We start from the raw sequence: 15055 nt of genomic DNA, 5'->3' as shown, positions 1-15055 counted from the left end.
AGAGGCTATGGCTGAAGATCAAGAAGAGATAATCATCATCGAAGAATCGGATGCTGCCGGCGTCGAAAAAACAGCGGCAGACACCTCTGAGGCTTCGACTAAAAAGCCAAGTCCGTTTAAGAACAAACGTCTCATCGTTTTTGTGGCTGGTATTCTCCTTTTACTCCTCTTAATCGGGGGAGGATTGATGTTTTTCTTGGGGCACTCTACAGAAGTAGCCAAGCCGATCGAACAACCTATTGCCGAAAAAACTGCCTCCACTGACGAGAATGTGATTGAGCCTAGCCAACTTGAAAACATGATTGAGAGGGCAAACTATCTCTATGCTAACGGCAATGCGACCGAAGCGCTCAAACTCTATGAGAAAATTGCCCTCTACTCTGAAGCTATTTCCCAATACAATCTCGGAGTTGTCCAGCTCAAAGAGGGAGAGTACAAAGCAGCCCTTGAAAATTTCAAACGCTCTATCGCAAACAGTGAAAACCGATGTGTCAGTGCCATCAATGCGGCTGTTTGCTGTCTCAATCTCAAACGTGAAAAAGATTTCAATACCTACATCACTATGGCACAATCGTATCTCCCTCAAGAGAGCGGATCACCGATGTACTCCTATTATTATGCATTAATCAATTATTATAAAGGAAACTACCTCGAAGCTCTCAGTGCCCTCAAGCATCCGACGACCGAAGAGTATCAAACCACACAAAATAAATTGCGTGCCAAAATCAGCGCCATGTTTGGAAGTTTTGACGATGCGATCACTGCCCTTGAAAACCCCGCTCAGGAAGAAGACTCTTTTTCCCTTGGGCTTATGTATGCTAATCTCGGCAATGTTCCCTCAGCAACAAAATATCTCCAAGATGCAATTTTACAAAATGACAAACCGATACAAGAGAAACTTGCCCTAGCCTTCGTTTATATAAAGTCAGGGATGCAAGAAAACGGTTCGAAGCTCGTAAAAGAAATGAGTGATACCTATCCCGACGAAGTTTATACACCCTATCCAATCCGTGTCTTTCTCAAACCATCCCTTTATAATCCGGATGAGATCCAGCGTCTCTACCGTGATTCAAAACACGATAATCGTCTAAAAATTTATCAGACTATCTTTTACTTTGCCCCTTATAAAATTTTTAACGCGGACCAGACCCTCCGTTATATTCAAAAAGGGAATGCCAATATCTTCATCGATGATATTGCCAGTGCTAAAGAGTATCTTCAAACAAGTACTCAAGCATCCAGCGTCGACTACGGTATTGCTCTCTCCATACAAAAAGCGCTCAAATTTCGACTAAGAGATGCGAATCAACAGCTCTTGGCACTTTTGAAACGTAACCCTCAACATTCTATTCTCCACTATAATCTGGCATTAACCTATGCTCAACTCGGTGATATGACCAAGGCATACGATCATTTCTTACGATCCTATCATCTTGATGCTAATAACTATATGTCCGGAATTTTTGCCGTTATGAGTTCTGAAATGATCGGTAAAAGCAATCCGAAACTCATCTCAATTCTCAAAGATAATCTTTCGCAAGAACCTAATAAAGAAGAATTTGCACTCTATCGTGCGATGTTGGACATTACCCAAAACAACATGCCAAGCGCCTCTAAATGGCTCGAAAATCCCTATAAAAAACGCCCGCTCTATCTCGCACTTGAAGTCGACATTGCTCGTGAAATGGGACAAATGGATCTCGCTAGAAAACAGGCCAAACGGCTGTCTGAACTTCAACCAAACGATATCCTGCCTCATTTGATGGTAATAGATACCCACTTTAGTGCTCAAACACCCAAAGCATTCGCCTCATCGGCTATCAACTATCTCAAAAAGCAATCTTTTCACTATGATGATCTCTATTTCGGTCCTCAGCTAACACGCGATAAAGCAATCCTCATGTCCGCCATGACGGGTCAATTAACCCCTTTTATTCAGCGTCTTGAAACAAGGCTTCAAACGACTACGGATCATACCGCTGATATTATGGGAGCACTGGCACAAGCCTATTTCTACAATAAAGATTATGAAAAATCCTACACCCTTTACAATCAGCTGATTGATACCCATAAGGTTCGTGATGAAAAAACTCTCTTTATGGGAGCCTATGCCTCTATCGGAGCCGAACACTATGAAAATGCCATTGCATTATTGGAACTTTCCAAACTTAAAAACCCGGCATTTTTAGAAACTAGGTACGCACTCGGGCTTCTTTATATGCAGATTCAAAACAATCCTGCAGCAGTAATCCAACTGGCTAAGATGGGAAATACAGGATTTATTTCACGCTATTTTGATTTCGAAATCGATACTGAAAAACTCGCCAATGAGCCTCAAAAATATCACCCTCTGTAAAAGAGGCGTCGAAGCAGATAAAAAGAGGCGCGCAGCGGTCCATAAAATAAATATCCTGCCGCCAATAGTGCCATTCCTTCAATCGGATAAATAAAAACGCCCATCGCAACAACAATCAGTCCAATGAGAAACCGGATAAAATGAAAGGTTTTAAAATTCATTTTTTTAAAGCTGGGATAGCGGATATTACTCACCATCAAAATTGCTAACACCAGTGCGAGAGGGAGAATAAATACTTTAAACGGTACAAACTCTTCGTAGCGTTCAATCACTAAAATTGCAATCGATATCATAATCGCCGCTGTCGGAATCGGTAATCCGATAAAAACGCTCGGTTCAATCCGTGATGTCGTGACATTAAACCGTGCAAGCCTTACTGCACCGAAAATAATAAAGAGGGCACTGACCATAATCCCGATTCTGCCATAACTCTCACCAATGTAGAGATAGAGTAATAATGCAGGAGCGACTCCAAATGCTACGATATCGGCAAGCGAATCAAACTCAACACCGAAATGGCTTGCCGTATTGGTCATACGAGCGACACGTCCGTCTAAACCGTCAAAGATAAGCGCTAAGAAGATGAACCAAGCCGCCGATTCAAAAGAACCCTCTAGTGCTAATGCAATAGCGTAAAATCCTGTAAAAATAGATGCAGCGGTAAAAAGGTTAGGGAGAAGATAGGCGATAGGAGGAGGAGATTGACGCATCGGATTACGCGGCGTTTAGATATCCGATGACACTCTCACCTGCACGAACACTTGATCCGGCATTCACAGACAAACGGGTATGAGCTGGGAGATATATGATACTTCGCCCTTTGGCTAAAAAGCCATAGCGCCCACCCTCTTTGAATTTTTGCGTTTTTTCCACTTCTATACCGATCGGAAAACAACTTTGCTCGCTCAAATGCTCAATATAGATTTCATCCCCTTTGGTAGAGCGAAACGATAGTACCGCTTTTTCATTCAGCGTATCAGAGAGGGGATTATACAAAGGTAACGATGCGCCGTGACGGATTTTAAATCCTTCGACTACACAATCAAACGGTGCACGAAGCATCGAAACATCCCATAGTGAGTTCATAATGGTCACTTTAGACATTTTTTGCTCATCTACGATGGTCTCTTCTATAGAGAGGACAACACCATCCACGCTGCTTATGACTGCATCTGATTCACTCTCGGCCGTATTACGTTCAGGGTTCCGAAAAATTGCCAATACGCTCAGGAGCAATGCTCCGGTAATAAACTGAAAAAGATGCAGAGCCGTCATGGTAAAAAATAAAAAGAGAGAGCCGATCACCGCTGATATAAGCCAACCTCGTGAAGAGAGGATAAAAGTATCGTTTTGAACGCTCATCGTATATTCCTTTTATTCGTCAATAACTATTTTTTTGCTCGAGGGGGTCTCTTTACGCGGTTCGAGTTTCGTTTCAATACCATGTTCTTTCTCATACGCTTCAATGATTTCACGTACTTGATCACCGGAAATATTCTCTTTTGCGTATAACAATTCTACAATTTTTTCGATTGCATCACGGTACTCTTCCAACCGTTTTTTAACGTCGACATAACGCTCTTGGAGTGATTGTTTGATAAACGCATCCATATCTTCAGCCATTTTATCACTGTACTCGCGAGCTTGTGTCATACCGCCGCCAAGGAAGGTACTGCGTTGCTTTTCAAGTACCATCAGCCCTGCAACGTCACTCATACCGTACATTTGAACCATTGCTTTGATGATATCGGTTGAACGTTCCAAATCGTTTGCCGCTCCGGTAGAGATTTCACCGATAAAGACCTCTTCAGCCGCACGCCCGCCAAGAAGAACATCTACTTCAGCCCATAACTCATGACGCTGCATCAAATATTTATTCTCTTCTGGTGTATTCAGGGTATAGCCTAATGCCGCTAATCCGCGTGGAACAATCGAAACTTTTGAAACTTTTTTAGCTCCCTTGGTTGTCTCCGCCAATAACGCATGACCGCTTTCGTGATACGCAACGATACGCTTCTCTTTTTCATCGATACGTCGGCTTTTCTTAGACAATCCTGCGATGGCCCGCTCTACGGCTTCACGCATATCGGCTTGACGAACCGTTTTTTGACTTTTACGACCGGCCAGCAATGCCGCTTCATTGACGATATTCGCTAAATCAGCTCCTGCAAGACCTGCGGTGAGGCGTGCAATCTCTTCAAGATCGACATCGGCATCTTGTTTAACCCCTTTAGCGTGTACATTCAAGATGTCAATACGCCCTTGGAAATCGGGTTTATCTACCAATACCTGACGATCAAACCGTCCCGGACGAAGGAGCGCAGGGTCAAGGATTTCAGGGCGATTGGTCGCCGCAAGGATAATGATCGGTGTATCAGTTCCGAATCCGTCCATCTCTGCAAGAAGTTGATTGAGGGTTTGTTCACGCTCATCGTTACCCCCCATCATTCCACCGGCTGCACGGCTTTTACCGATCGCATCGATCTCATCGATGAAGATAATCGATGGGGCATCTTTTTTGGCCTGTTCGAACAAATCACGAACACGTGCCGCACCGACTCCAACGAACATTTCGATAAAGCTTGATCCTGATACGGAGAAAAAAGGTACTTCCGCTTCTCCCGCTACCGCTTTAGCCAACAATGTTTTACCGGTTCCGGGACTACCGACGAGCAAAACTCCCTTAGGGATCTTTGCTCCAAGCTCAACATAACGATCCGGAGATTTCAAGAAATCAACGATCTCCAATACCTCTTCTTTTGCCTCTTGGGCACCGGCAACATCATCAAACTTGGTTTTCGGTTTTTCTGAGTTGATCAATTTTTTAGAATTGCCCATCCCCAAGATACCGCCACCCATACTTTTTTGCATTCGTCCCGCAAAAAACATCCAAATAGCAATAATAATCAAAAATGGGAAAAGCCATCCGAACATTTCGGTAAACCAGTTACTCTCCGAAAATCCGACATAGTTAATCTTTTTTTCATCCAACAATGGGATTAGGGTCGTATCGGGCCCTACGATACGAGTCGTATACGCAACTTTACCCGTTCCGTCACTGCCAATCGCACGGATATAGGTTTGACCGATAGAGACTTTTTCAACCTGCTTGTCTTGAATGAGACGTTTTAGATCGGCATAACTGATCTCTTGGGTACGGGTAACATTTTGACCGCTAATCTTTCCTGAGAGATCATTTTCATCACCGATAAGCGCTTTAAAAAGGATAATAACAACAATCGAGAAAAGTGCAAAAGTAATTAAAGGATTTTTATTAAAAAAATTGTCGTTTTTATCCGGATTCGGATTCGATTCGTTCTGAGCCATGTTATTCATTTCCTTTTTGAGTTACCACGAGTGTTACCCATTCGTTTTCGACAAAACGCTCTGTCAGTTCAAAACTTTTGTACGCACGGAGAACTTTATCTTCATATTTGTCCATAATCCCTGAGAGGATCAAAATGCCCCCCTCGCGTAACCGTTTTTTAAGATCACTGGCAATAAATACCAACACATCCGCAACAATATTGGCGATAATAACGTCATACTTCTCATTAGTATCGTTAATCGGCCCTTCCCATAAACGACGATAGCTAATAGCGTTTTGTCCTGCATTGACCATGGCATTCTCTACTGAGAGGGGGTCGGTATCGCACGCATCGACGATGGCCCCTTTTTTGATGGCCGCAATCGCTAAAATCCCGCTGCCGCATCCGACATCCATTACCTCATTGCCCGTTTTGACGTATTTAGCAATCCCGCGTAAACACGAAGCAGTGGTAGGGTGATGTCCGGTTCCGAATGCGAGTGCAGGATCGATAGCGATGTTCAACATCCCTTCTTTCGGTGCTTCCCATGTCGGATGGATATAAAACGGTGCAATTTCAATGGGGGTAATTCCCTGTTGATACTGCGCAATCCAATCATCATTTTTTTCTTTTGTGAGGGTCATATCAACATCAACAACTTCACCCAATGCACGCTGAAGCGCTTCGGCGAATTGTTCAATCCCCCACATTACCGTCTCTAAGTCTTCTTCACTTCGAACGATAAACCCATCATCAATCTCTTCAAATCCGACCGGTAAAACATCAACTAAAAAATCACTAAATAACTCAAGATGCGATGATGGTTTCACCACCAACATATAATAGTAATCTTGCATTAACCCTCTGTACCAAGTACTGCAGCAAGCTTTTCTTTGAGAACTTGAGGAGTGAACGGTTTAACAATATAGTTGTTTACACCGGCTTTGAGGGCGGTAATAACTTCCGCTTTTCCCCCCTCCGTCGTTACCATGATAATAGGAAGATCGGTAAAGCGGGCATCAGCTCGTACTTTTTTAACCAATTCCAAACCGTTCATCTCCGGCATATTCCAGTCAGTAATCAACATCCCCATATCGGGGTTTTCATTCAGAACCGACCATCCTTGAACACCGTCTTCACCTTCTAAGACATCTTCATAACCGAGTCGAGAAAGTGTATTTTTGATAATACGGCGCATTGTCGAGCTATCATCTACAACCAATAATTTCAAAGTACGTCCTTTTAATGATACATTTTTACAGAATTAATACCCAATGATAACCTAACCAACTTTGCGGTAAGTTTAAAAAAAGCGTTTGAGGTCAATTCTCCCCTCATAAAAAGCTTTTCCGACGATTGCGCCGGAAACTTCACCGCTTTTGAGCAACGCTTCAATGTCACTCTCATCTTTTACGCCGCCGCTGGCTATCGTAGGTATACCGGATGCACGAGCAATCTCAAGGGTAAAATCGACATTTACACCAATAAGTGTACCGTCACGTCCGACATCGGTACAAATAATCGCTTCTACCCCCGCATCGGCGAAGGCGCGAGCCAAATCAGTGGCTTTCATAGTACTTACTTCACCCCACCCCTCAACTGCGACATAGCCGTCAATCGCATCGATACCGACGACTATAGGATACTTAGCCGCCATCGTTTTAACAAACTCGGGATCACGGAGAGCGATCGAGCCTAAAATCAACCGATCAATCCCCAAATCCAAATAACGCTGAATCGTCGCTTCATCCCGAATCCCCCCGCCGAGTTGCAGTTTGACGTTACAATGTTCTCGAATGGCACGGATTTGCTCCAAGTTTTTCGGCTCTCCCGCAAATGCACCGTTCAAATCAACCAGATGTATCCACTGCGCACCCATCTCTTCAAAGGTTTTAACGAGTTCCCAAGGAGTATCCGAGTAAATCTTTGCACTCTCCATCAACCCTTTGGTCAGACGTACCGCTTTGCCGTCTTTTAAATCAATTGCCGGAAAAATAGTCATAAACGTAAATCCTTTAGAGGTTAATAAAATTTTTGAGTATATTCAGCCCGTTATCGTGGCTTTTTTCAGGATGGGGCTGTATTCCCATCACATTCTCATGCGCCACGGCACTACTGAAGCGGTATCCATAGACACTTTCACCGATACTGTCACTTTGTGAGGTACAGAGGGCATGATACGAATGGACGAAATAAAGATAATGAGCCGCGTCAAGCCCCTGAAACAGCGGATGATCCGTCGTAAACATCCGATTCCATCCCATATGAGGAACTTTCAGAGGGGTGTGAAAACGGCTCGTATCAAACGCCACAACCCGACCTTGAATCAATCCAAGCCCCTCGGAAATACCGAACTCTTCGCTCGATTCAAACAAAAGCTGCATCCCGAGACAAATTCCGAGAAGGTATTTTCCGCTTTGTGCGTATTCACGCACCGCTTCATCCATCCCGCGCTCCCGCAAATGCTCCATCGCATCTCCGAATGCACCGACACCGGGGAGAATAATACGATCATACGTCTTCAGCTTCTCGGGATCGGACTCAACCACTACCTTTTCACCCAAAAGATCAAAAGCATTTTTGACACTGGCAAGATTGCCCATGTTGTAATCGACGATAGCTATCAATGACGTTCTCCTAGGTTTGTAAAACGGATGTATACGGCAAGCCCGACAAGGAGCATCGCCACTCCGCCGATAATGTAAATCGCATTTACTAGCATATGCGGTTCGGTCATCGCGAACTTAAAGACGAGCATCAACGCTTCAATCGAGAGGGCAATGATAATCGAACCTAAAAAACGGACCATAGTTTTATGAATGCTCGATGAGGGATCGCTTTTAGGACGTCCTAACACTTCCTCCTCGAAGAGCGTTTTTACCAAATCCAATATCGCCAAAGAGAGTGTCAAGAGAATGGTCGCTTCAAAAATATCTTTAATCTCGATTCGATCATACTGACCCATTCCATACGACAAAAATCCCTCTATCCCTTTGACAAAAAGGAGTAAAGAGACCAATGCGAGGACAACGGTAAATGCCCCGTACGCTACTCTGAAAAAACGCCCTGCTACCGATTCAAGCGCCATGGGATGAGCAATTTTCAACACTTCTGCCAACGGCATATCGATACAGGCTACGTAAACGATTTCACCGTGTTCGTCGAAAATAGGCTCCGATGCGGTAACGGTCAATTCGTCGTTAAGCAAAGAGGGATAGGGATCGGTGATAGTACATCTGCGCTCATGCATAGCACGATAGTAATAGGCTCGTGTAGAGCGGCTTACCCCGATATCTTCCTCATTTTTTCCGCTTTTAAGATAAGTCGGAGTGACTTGATCCCCTTTTGCGTCAAGGACATACGCCGCTTCAAGTCCTTTAAGATCACCCCGTATTTTTAGCAAACGGGCGGTTAGGGATTCTATCGAAACGGACGGGAGATGATTCGGGAGATTTTTATGGAATAAATAACAAAAATAGGCTCGTGCTTTCGGGCGGATTTCTGCAAACTGCTGAATATCTTGAACAACCATTATCTCTCCTCTCCTTACACCTGTAATTGATGCGGATTGTAGCTTAGTTGCGCTATAGTTATGCTTATGAATACTCGAAATTTCCGAATCGCTATTGTACGCTTAAGCGCATTGGGCGACATCGTCAATACTGCCGTAGTCTTGCAGATTATCCGTAAATATTACCCTAATGCAACCATTGACTGGTATGTTGAGGAAGCATTCGCCTCGATTTTACAAAGCCATCCTCTCATCAATGAAGTGATCCCCGTCCCCCTCAAACGAATCAAGAAAAACAAAAGTTTCGCACTTCTTAGAGAGACGATCAGCTCCCTCAAATCTACTCCCCCCTACGATCAGATTATCGATGCGCAAGGGTTATTAAAATCGGCGCTTGTCGCCTCGTTTTTAAAAGGAAAAGTACACGGTTTTGACCGTCACAGTGCACGTGAGGCGATTGCCGCATGGTTTTACGATGCAACCTCCGCAATCCCTTATGAGATGAATGTTATCAAACGTAATGTTCTCGTCATAACCGAAGCACTGCACATCCCCTATAATGAAAACGATATTCTAAACAAAGAGCCTCTTTTCCCTCTCCTCAAGAGACCTCAAGAGCTCACCCCACTAAAAAATATTGCCTGCGTTATCGGAGCGTCTTGGCCGAGCAAGTGCTATCCAAAAGAGCATTTTGCATCATTATGCGACGCCCTATCCTATCCATGTTTTTTGATCTGGGGAAGTGAGAATGAGCGTCTTGATGCACAATGGATTGCACAGCACTCTTCCAACGCGCACGTTGCTCCAAAAATGTCGCTGATTGAGTTGGTCAGTTTTATCGGCCATTGCGATCTCATCATCGGTAACGATACGGGACCTACCCATATGGGGTGGGCAATGAACCGCCCTTCCATCACCCTTTTCGGCCCCACAAACGAGCGGATGATTTTCCCAACCGTTAGCAATCTTGGGATAAAATCTCCCTCATCCGTCAATATTCTGAAAATCAACCGAAACGATTTTTCAATTCGGGAGATTGACCCTTCCGTGATACTTCAAAAAGCCAAGGAACTTTTAGTATGATTTTATTTCGCCTCTTTTTAATTCTGGACGCTTTTTTAATGTCACTCCCTTACCCTTGGCGAAAAGGGCTCTTTACGTCACTCGCTGCATTGGCGCATAAAATCGCGTCACAACGCAACCGTATCATTCAGCAAAATCTCTCTTTTGCGTTTAAAAATGAACTCTCTCACGATGAAAAGAGAGAAATTGAAAGCTATTGCTATCGCAATCTAGCCCTCAATCTGCTCCAGACAATGGAAAACAGACGAAATTCGGCCGAGGATATAGCCAAAGTGGTAACGTTTAAAAATCGTGAAAAAGTGGATGCTATTTTGGCGCAGGGGAGCGGAATTATTTTTGTCTCCGCCCATTTCGGAAATTGGGAATTGGGAGGTGCGGCTCTCTCTTCTCTTATCACCCCGCTCTCCTCTATCTATAAAGGGTTTAGTCGAAGTGAATTCGATTCGTATTTATTAGAGGCTCGCTCACGTCATAAAATGGCACTAGCCGAAAAAAAAGGTGCCCTTAAACATATGGCAAAAACCCTCAAAAACAACGGCTCGGTTTTATTGATGATCGATCAGGGGAGCAATCCACAATATGGGGTATCCGCCGACTTTTTCGGTTATCCTGCCTATCACTCCTCCACGGCAGCCCATCTTTCGAGTAAATTTAATACTCCGATTGTGGGTGTCTACATTACAAGCGAAGATGAAAAAAACTACACCGTTGCCTTTGAAGATCCTATTGATGTGGAGGGGGTAAACGAAGAGGCGATTGTAGCAGCTACGGGAGAACAGATCGATGCACTGGAGCGTCTCATTCGAGCGCATCCGAAACTCTGGTTCTGGTGCCACAAACGGTGGAAAGGCGAATACAAAGAGATATATTCGGCCTAACTTTATGCCGGATAAGCGGCTTTAAGTGCGTCGTACAACTCTTCAGGGGTCATATCGGGATTGGTTTCCCAAGCGCGTTTCATTACCACGTTATCTTCTAAACCGTTCCAAAGCTTGATATAGCTTCCCTCTTTGTAGCCGTGATCTTGGCGAAACTGATTGAGGATATTTTTACCGACATACAAACGGTAAAGCTCTGTCGTATTTAACGCTCCCAAATAGGCCAGTTCAAAAAACTCCTCGATCAAGGCACCGACCATCTCCGCAGAGACAGGGATAAGGGAAAGACGCATAACATTTTCTATTTTAGTCATTAAAAGCGGGTCACTGCCGAATTCAAGAGATATCGCCGTATTTAATCGTTGATATTCCGGAGTCTTGGACATCCGTTCCGCCAACTCTCCAATACTTTCCGCTCCATTGTTATGGGTAAACTCTAGAAGCAAACTCATCACAAAATGCCATACATCGACAATCTCGATTTGAAGATTGGCATAATCGGTCGGCTGTGCAATACTTTTCCAATGTTTCCATCCGAACGAATCGATCATCTCAGCCGATTCCATAGTAATACAACGACGCCAATTGATCGCTTTTCCCTCTTTCGTTACCCCTTTTTCCCAACCTAACCCGTTAGTTGCATCATTCAATTTTTGTTGGAGTTCTACCATACAGAGCAATTTATTCATATCTATCCTTTTCAATCTGTGAAATTATACGGTAATATTCCGCTAATGGAAAAAATAAATTGTCATAAATGCACCTATTATTTTGTCACATGGGAAGCCCATCAGCCTCACGGGTGTAAAGCGTACGGGTTTAAAGCAAAAATGATCCCATCAATGGTCGTTCAGAGTTCCAGCGGGGCACCTTGTTCTTACTTCACTCCGAAAAAGAGCGTTTCCAAATAACCTTTTTCCCAAATCCCAAGGTGTTATCGGTCATTTTGACCTCATCGAGCCGTATTTCCCACAACGTCGGGTTCATAATCCGTGCATAGGGAAACGCCTTGAAATAAAGGTCATATCCTTTTGTTTCCGCTTGTGCCATCACTCCGCTAAACTGTATCCCCTGAATTTTCCCGACCGTTTTGGTCTCAAATGCTACCGTACCCGCTACGGATGAACATCCTGAAACATTATTCATATGTTCTGTCGTCTCATCGGAAGCAACGATAAACGATATAGTTTCTGCATCATACGCGTAAAACATCGAACAGCACCATAGCCGCTCCCCCATTGTTGCAAGAGAGAGAAGATGGTGGTTTTGAATAAAAGAGATTATTTTTTTATCCATGTAACGCTCCGCTTAAACGGCTTAGGGCATCTTCCAAGACCTCGGTAGGGACGGCAAAATTAAGCCGCATAAAACCTGATCCCTCTTTACCGAAACTAAGTCCTGGGCTCAGTCCCAATCCGGCTTTACTACTAAAAAACTCTCTCAATTCCCGATCTCCTAAACCCAGTTCTCGACAATCAAGCCATGCCAAATAAGTTGCCTCGGGGGGATGAAATTTAAGCTGAGGATGGTCTGTGATCCACTCTTCGATCCTTTGAACGTTACGTTCCAAATGTTGCAGTAACCGCCTATGCCACTTCTCACCGTACGTATAGGCTGCTTCAAACGCTACATGAGAGAGTGCCGCACCATCACCAAAGTGGACACAATGAGCCTCTTTGTCATAAAAAGTGCGCAGTTCATCTGAAGCGATACAAACGGTAGAAATCGAGAATCCCGCCATATTAAACGTTTTCCCTGGTCCTATTAGAGTGATCGTATTATGTAAAAGCTCATCAGAGAGTGACGTAATCGGAATATGCGTGTGCGGTGTAAAGACGATATCGGAATGAATTTCATCACTGATAATACGGATCCCGTGCTTTAGACACAATTCCCCCAGCGCTAAAAGCTCATCACGGCTCCACACGCGTCCGATAGGGTTATGAGGCGAGCAGAGTAATAACAGTTTAGTTTTCGGTGTGATTTGAGCACGTAGGCGCTCGATATCGAAGCGATATATCCCCTCATTATCTTGTTTCAGCGGATGAAGGATAAGCTGACGATTGTTATCGCGCACCATAGAATAAAAAGGGGGATAGACGGGGTCCATTACGATCACTTCATCCCCCGCCTCACTCAGCGCTCGAATCGCACACCCGATCGACGCCACCACCGAGGGTGAGTAGCTGAGCCATTCACCTTTTATCTCAAAACTATGATGCTCTCTCACCCACTCAATCTGTGCGGCGTAAGCGCTATCGGGCATGATTTCATACCCGAGGATCGGATGAAGCAACCGTTCCTGCACGGCATGAATCACACATTCGGGAGTCATAATATCCATATCAGCTACCCACATGGGGATAACCGCTTCGGTATGAAACAGTTTTTGCCGAAGCATATATTTTTCGGCATTCGTCGCACTGCGGTCAATAAACCGGAACTCATCCATACCGTTTTTTCCATTTCGCAAACATCTGCTCGATACGCTCATATTTGAGTGTTTCGTTTTCACCCTCGCCGATGACGTACCGAAATCCGGCATGCTGAATAAAATGGCGACGGAACGCATAGCGTGAGGGGTAGAGGATCTCATTACCGGTCGAAATCCACGATCCCCCTTTAATAAGGTTATGCTTACCGTCAAACGTCGGCTCTGAAAAATCGGCATACCACGGATGGGTCACAAATCCCTCATACGCATCCATTTGGGTTTGTGTCCATTGCCATACGTTTCCTGCCACATCGTACAATTCTCCATGGGCGAAGGTATCGACGGGGACCGATGAGGCATAGTGGGCGAGATTAATATTGGCGCGAGAATCGTCAAATATCTCCTCACTCATACCGCCCTCTTGTGCCATCACTGCCCATTCCGCTTCACTAGAGAGCCGATAAGTCGCCCCCTCTTGAGCACTCTTCCAGCGACAAAATGCTTCCGCTTCGAGAGCGTTCACCTCTACCGGCCAGTTATAAGGCATATCAATCTCATGCGTTAAAGAGCGATATTTATACGTTCCATCTTCTTGTTGAACCCAAAATGGCGGACAGGTAGCCTTTCGAATTTTGAGAAATTTTAACCCCTCTTCATCCCACCACCTGCTAACTCCATACCCGTTTGCGGCAACAAAATCCATAAATTCGCCGTTACTCACCAAATATTTGGACGCTTGAAACGGCTCTACGAAATAGGTGGCACTTCCGTATTCATTGTCCCAACCGTATAGCCCTTTATCCGAATCTCCTTTACCAAGCTTGATCTCAGCGGCATTAAAATCGACCATACTGTTTTCAGGAGCGTCCCCTTGAATAGGACAAGCCGGAAAATCCTTGTGCGCGCGGACAAATTCTATCGGCATCTGACGGTGGAGAACACTGGAGGTCTCAATATGTATCCGTTCATGCTCGATTCCCATCCAAATTGCCCAAAACGGATCTTCTTTGGTGATGGGAAGCTTCATCGGCATCGACATAATCAGCTCATCCACAAGGTGACGAACTTTATCACGGTATTGGCGAACCTCATCAACGCTCGGCCATCTCAAAGTATCACTCTGCGCATCCCACGTCATCTCATCGACTCCGACAGCGAACAACTCTTCAAAATGGGGATTAATTCGCTCTTTTAACGCACCGGAAGCAACAAGCTTATTAATGTAAAAAATAGCCGTATGACCGAAATAGAAGATCATCGGATGACGCGTCGGCTCAGATTGTCGGTAAAAGACCTCGTCCGACTTTAGAAGCTCAAAAAGTGATTCAAATAAATCAAAGCTCTGATGAAAATATGCACTTAGTTCTTGACGTTTAAGTACCGTCTTTTCGCCATCCAAATGTACCGAGTTTATCTGTTTCTCTAACACCGTTCTACCCTTATTTCCATTGTTTAAAGTATTTTATCCTATTTCCATCTACCCTT

The 15055-nt window shown here is 44.4% G+C and carries 16 protein-coding genes; 4 read left to right on the top strand and 12 right to left on the bottom strand.

What is annotated here, in order from left to right; all coding sequences use genetic code 11:
- Positions 1-7 precede the first annotated feature (7 nt).
- Positions 8-2356, top strand: coding sequence for a tetratricopeptide repeat protein (locus Q8O20_RS10335; RefSeq protein WP_305531092.1), 2349 nt, complete (start codon positions 8-10; stop codon positions 2354-2356).
- Here Q8O20_RS10335 and pssA read toward each other — a convergent pair.
- From pssA to Q8O20_RS10295, 8 genes are all read right to left on the bottom strand, one after another.
- Positions 2344-3066, bottom strand: a complete 723-nt coding sequence (gene pssA / locus Q8O20_RS10330; protein WP_305531091.1) for a CDP-diacylglycerol--serine O-phosphatidyltransferase — start codon at positions 3064-3066, stop codon at positions 2344-2346. The two genes, Q8O20_RS10335 and pssA, sit on opposite strands and share 13 nt — an antisense overlap.
- Before the next feature lie 4 nt (positions 3067-3070).
- Positions 3071-3718, bottom strand: coding sequence for a phosphatidylserine decarboxylase (locus Q8O20_RS10325; RefSeq protein ID WP_304739662.1), 648 nt, complete (start codon positions 3716-3718; stop codon positions 3071-3073).
- Positions 3719-3730: 12 nt separating this feature from the next.
- A complete protein-coding gene (ftsH, locus tag Q8O20_RS10320) occupies positions 3731-5683 on the bottom strand; it encodes an ATP-dependent zinc metalloprotease FtsH (RefSeq protein ID WP_305531090.1) in 1953 nt (650 codons plus the stop codon).
- Between the two features lies 1 nt (position 5684).
- Positions 5685-6521: a 50S ribosomal protein L11 methyltransferase gene (locus Q8O20_RS10315; protein WP_305531089.1), complete on the bottom strand. Its 837-nt coding sequence runs from the start codon at positions 6519-6521 to the stop codon at positions 5685-5687.
- Positions 6521-6895: a chemotaxis response regulator CheY gene (locus Q8O20_RS10310; RefSeq protein WP_304739656.1), complete on the bottom strand. Its 375-nt coding sequence runs from the start codon at positions 6893-6895 to the stop codon at positions 6521-6523. Before Q8O20_RS10310 ends, Q8O20_RS10315 begins: the two co-directional genes overlap by 1 nt.
- A 72-nt stretch (positions 6896-6967) precedes the next feature.
- A complete protein-coding gene (gene hisA / locus Q8O20_RS10305) occupies positions 6968-7666 on the bottom strand; it encodes a 1-(5-phosphoribosyl)-5-[(5-phosphoribosylamino)methylideneamino]imidazole-4-carboxamide isomerase (protein WP_304739654.1) in 699 nt (232 codons plus the stop codon).
- 13 nt (positions 7667-7679) lie between these two features.
- Positions 7680-8291 carry an imidazole glycerol phosphate synthase subunit HisH gene (hisH, locus tag Q8O20_RS10300; RefSeq protein WP_305531088.1) on the bottom strand — a complete coding sequence of 204 codons (612 nt, stop codon included), beginning with the start codon at positions 8289-8291 and terminating at the stop codon, positions 7680-7682.
- A complete protein-coding gene (locus Q8O20_RS10295) occupies positions 8288-9196 on the bottom strand; it encodes a PDC sensor domain-containing protein (protein ID WP_304739650.1) in 909 nt (302 codons plus the stop codon). Before Q8O20_RS10295 ends, hisH begins: the two co-directional genes overlap by 4 nt.
- Before the next feature lie 66 nt (positions 9197-9262).
- On the opposite strand from Q8O20_RS10295, the gene waaC reads away from it, so the two are divergent.
- A complete protein-coding gene (waaC, locus tag Q8O20_RS10290) occupies positions 9263-10258 on the top strand; it encodes a lipopolysaccharide heptosyltransferase I (protein ID WP_305531087.1) in 996 nt (331 codons plus the stop codon).
- Positions 10255-11136, top strand: coding sequence for a lipid A biosynthesis lauroyl acyltransferase (locus Q8O20_RS10285; RefSeq protein WP_305531086.1), 882 nt, complete (start codon positions 10255-10257; stop codon positions 11134-11136). Before waaC ends, Q8O20_RS10285 begins: the two co-directional genes overlap by 4 nt.
- Before the next feature lie 2 nt (positions 11137-11138).
- On the opposite strand, the gene Q8O20_RS10280 is transcribed toward Q8O20_RS10285, so the two are convergent.
- Positions 11139-11825: a dUTP diphosphatase gene (locus Q8O20_RS10280; RefSeq protein WP_305531085.1), complete on the bottom strand. Its 687-nt coding sequence runs from the start codon at positions 11823-11825 to the stop codon at positions 11139-11141.
- A 45-nt stretch (positions 11826-11870) separates the two neighbouring features.
- On the opposite strand from Q8O20_RS10280, the gene Q8O20_RS10275 reads away from it, so the two are divergent.
- A complete protein-coding gene (locus tag Q8O20_RS10275; protein WP_304739642.1) occupies positions 11871-12047 on the top strand; it encodes a uracil-DNA glycosylase in 177 nt (58 codons plus the stop codon).
- On the opposite strand, the gene Q8O20_RS10270 is transcribed toward Q8O20_RS10275, so the two are convergent.
- Genes Q8O20_RS10270 through ovoA form a run of 3 tightly spaced genes read right to left on the bottom strand, consistent with a single transcriptional unit; the run spans position 12019 to position 14999 of the window.
- Positions 12019-12432, bottom strand: coding sequence for a hypothetical protein (locus Q8O20_RS10270; protein WP_305531084.1), 414 nt, complete (start codon positions 12430-12432; stop codon positions 12019-12021). The genes Q8O20_RS10275 and Q8O20_RS10270 overlap by 29 nt on opposite strands.
- Positions 12425-13588, bottom strand: coding sequence for a pyridoxal phosphate-dependent aminotransferase (locus Q8O20_RS10265; protein WP_305531083.1), 1164 nt, complete (start codon positions 13586-13588; stop codon positions 12425-12427). The genes Q8O20_RS10270 and Q8O20_RS10265 overlap by 8 nt, the downstream gene beginning before the upstream one ends.
- On the bottom strand, positions 13581-14999 hold the full coding sequence (ovoA, locus tag Q8O20_RS10260; RefSeq protein ID WP_305531082.1) for a 5-histidylcysteine sulfoxide synthase: 1419 nt from the start codon (positions 14997-14999) through the stop codon (positions 13581-13583). Before ovoA ends, Q8O20_RS10265 begins: the two co-directional genes overlap by 8 nt.
- Positions 15000-15055: the final 56 nt, after the last annotated feature.

Source organism: Sulfuricurvum sp. (assembly GCF_030691015.1).
Lineage (GTDB): Bacteria > Campylobacterota > Campylobacteria > Campylobacterales > Sulfurimonadaceae > Sulfuricurvum.
The sequence above is the reverse complement of the archived record's forward strand: the minus strand, read 5'-3'. Positions and strand labels throughout refer to the sequence as shown.

What these genes read in the sequence shown, in the direction of transcription:
- Q8O20_RS10335 (WP_305531092.1), top strand. Translation starts at nt 8, where the DNA reads ATGGCTGAAGATCAAGAAGAGATAATCATCATCGAAGAATCGGATGCT.
- pssA (WP_305531091.1), bottom strand. Translation starts at nt 3,066, where the DNA reads ATGCGTCAATCTCCTCCTCCTATCGCCTATCTTCTCCCTAACCTTTTT.
- Q8O20_RS10325 (WP_304739662.1), bottom strand. Translation starts at nt 3,718, where the DNA reads ATGAGCGTTCAAAACGATACTTTTATCCTCTCTTCACGAGGTTGGCTT.
- ftsH (WP_305531090.1), bottom strand. Translation starts at nt 5,683, where the DNA reads ATGGCTCAGAACGAATCGAATCCGAATCCGGATAAAAACGACAATTTT.
- Q8O20_RS10315 (WP_305531089.1), bottom strand. Translation starts at nt 6,521, where the DNA reads ATGCAAGATTACTATTATATGTTGGTGGTGAAACCATCATCGCATCTT.
- hisA (WP_304739654.1), bottom strand. Translation starts at nt 7,666, where the DNA reads ATGACTATTTTTCCGGCAATTGATTTAAAAGACGGCAAAGCGGTACGT.
- Q8O20_RS10295 (WP_304739650.1), bottom strand. Translation starts at nt 9,196, where the DNA reads ATGGTTGTTCAAGATATTCAGCAGTTTGCAGAAATCCGCCCGAAAGCA.
- waaC (WP_305531087.1), top strand. Translation starts at nt 9,263, where the DNA reads ATGAATACTCGAAATTTCCGAATCGCTATTGTACGCTTAAGCGCATTG.
- Q8O20_RS10285 (WP_305531086.1), top strand. Translation starts at nt 10,255, where the DNA reads ATGATTTTATTTCGCCTCTTTTTAATTCTGGACGCTTTTTTAATGTCA.
- Q8O20_RS10280 (WP_305531085.1), bottom strand. Translation starts at nt 11,825, where the DNA reads ATGAATAAATTGCTCTGTATGGTAGAACTCCAACAAAAATTGAATGAT.
- Q8O20_RS10275 (WP_304739642.1), top strand. Translation starts at nt 11,871, where the DNA reads ATGGAAAAAATAAATTGTCATAAATGCACCTATTATTTTGTCACATGG.
- Q8O20_RS10270 (WP_305531084.1), bottom strand. Translation starts at nt 12,432, where the DNA reads ATGGATAAAAAAATAATCTCTTTTATTCAAAACCACCATCTTCTCTCT.
- Q8O20_RS10265 (WP_305531083.1), bottom strand. Translation starts at nt 13,588, where the DNA reads ATGGATGAGTTCCGGTTTATTGACCGCAGTGCGACGAATGCCGAAAAA.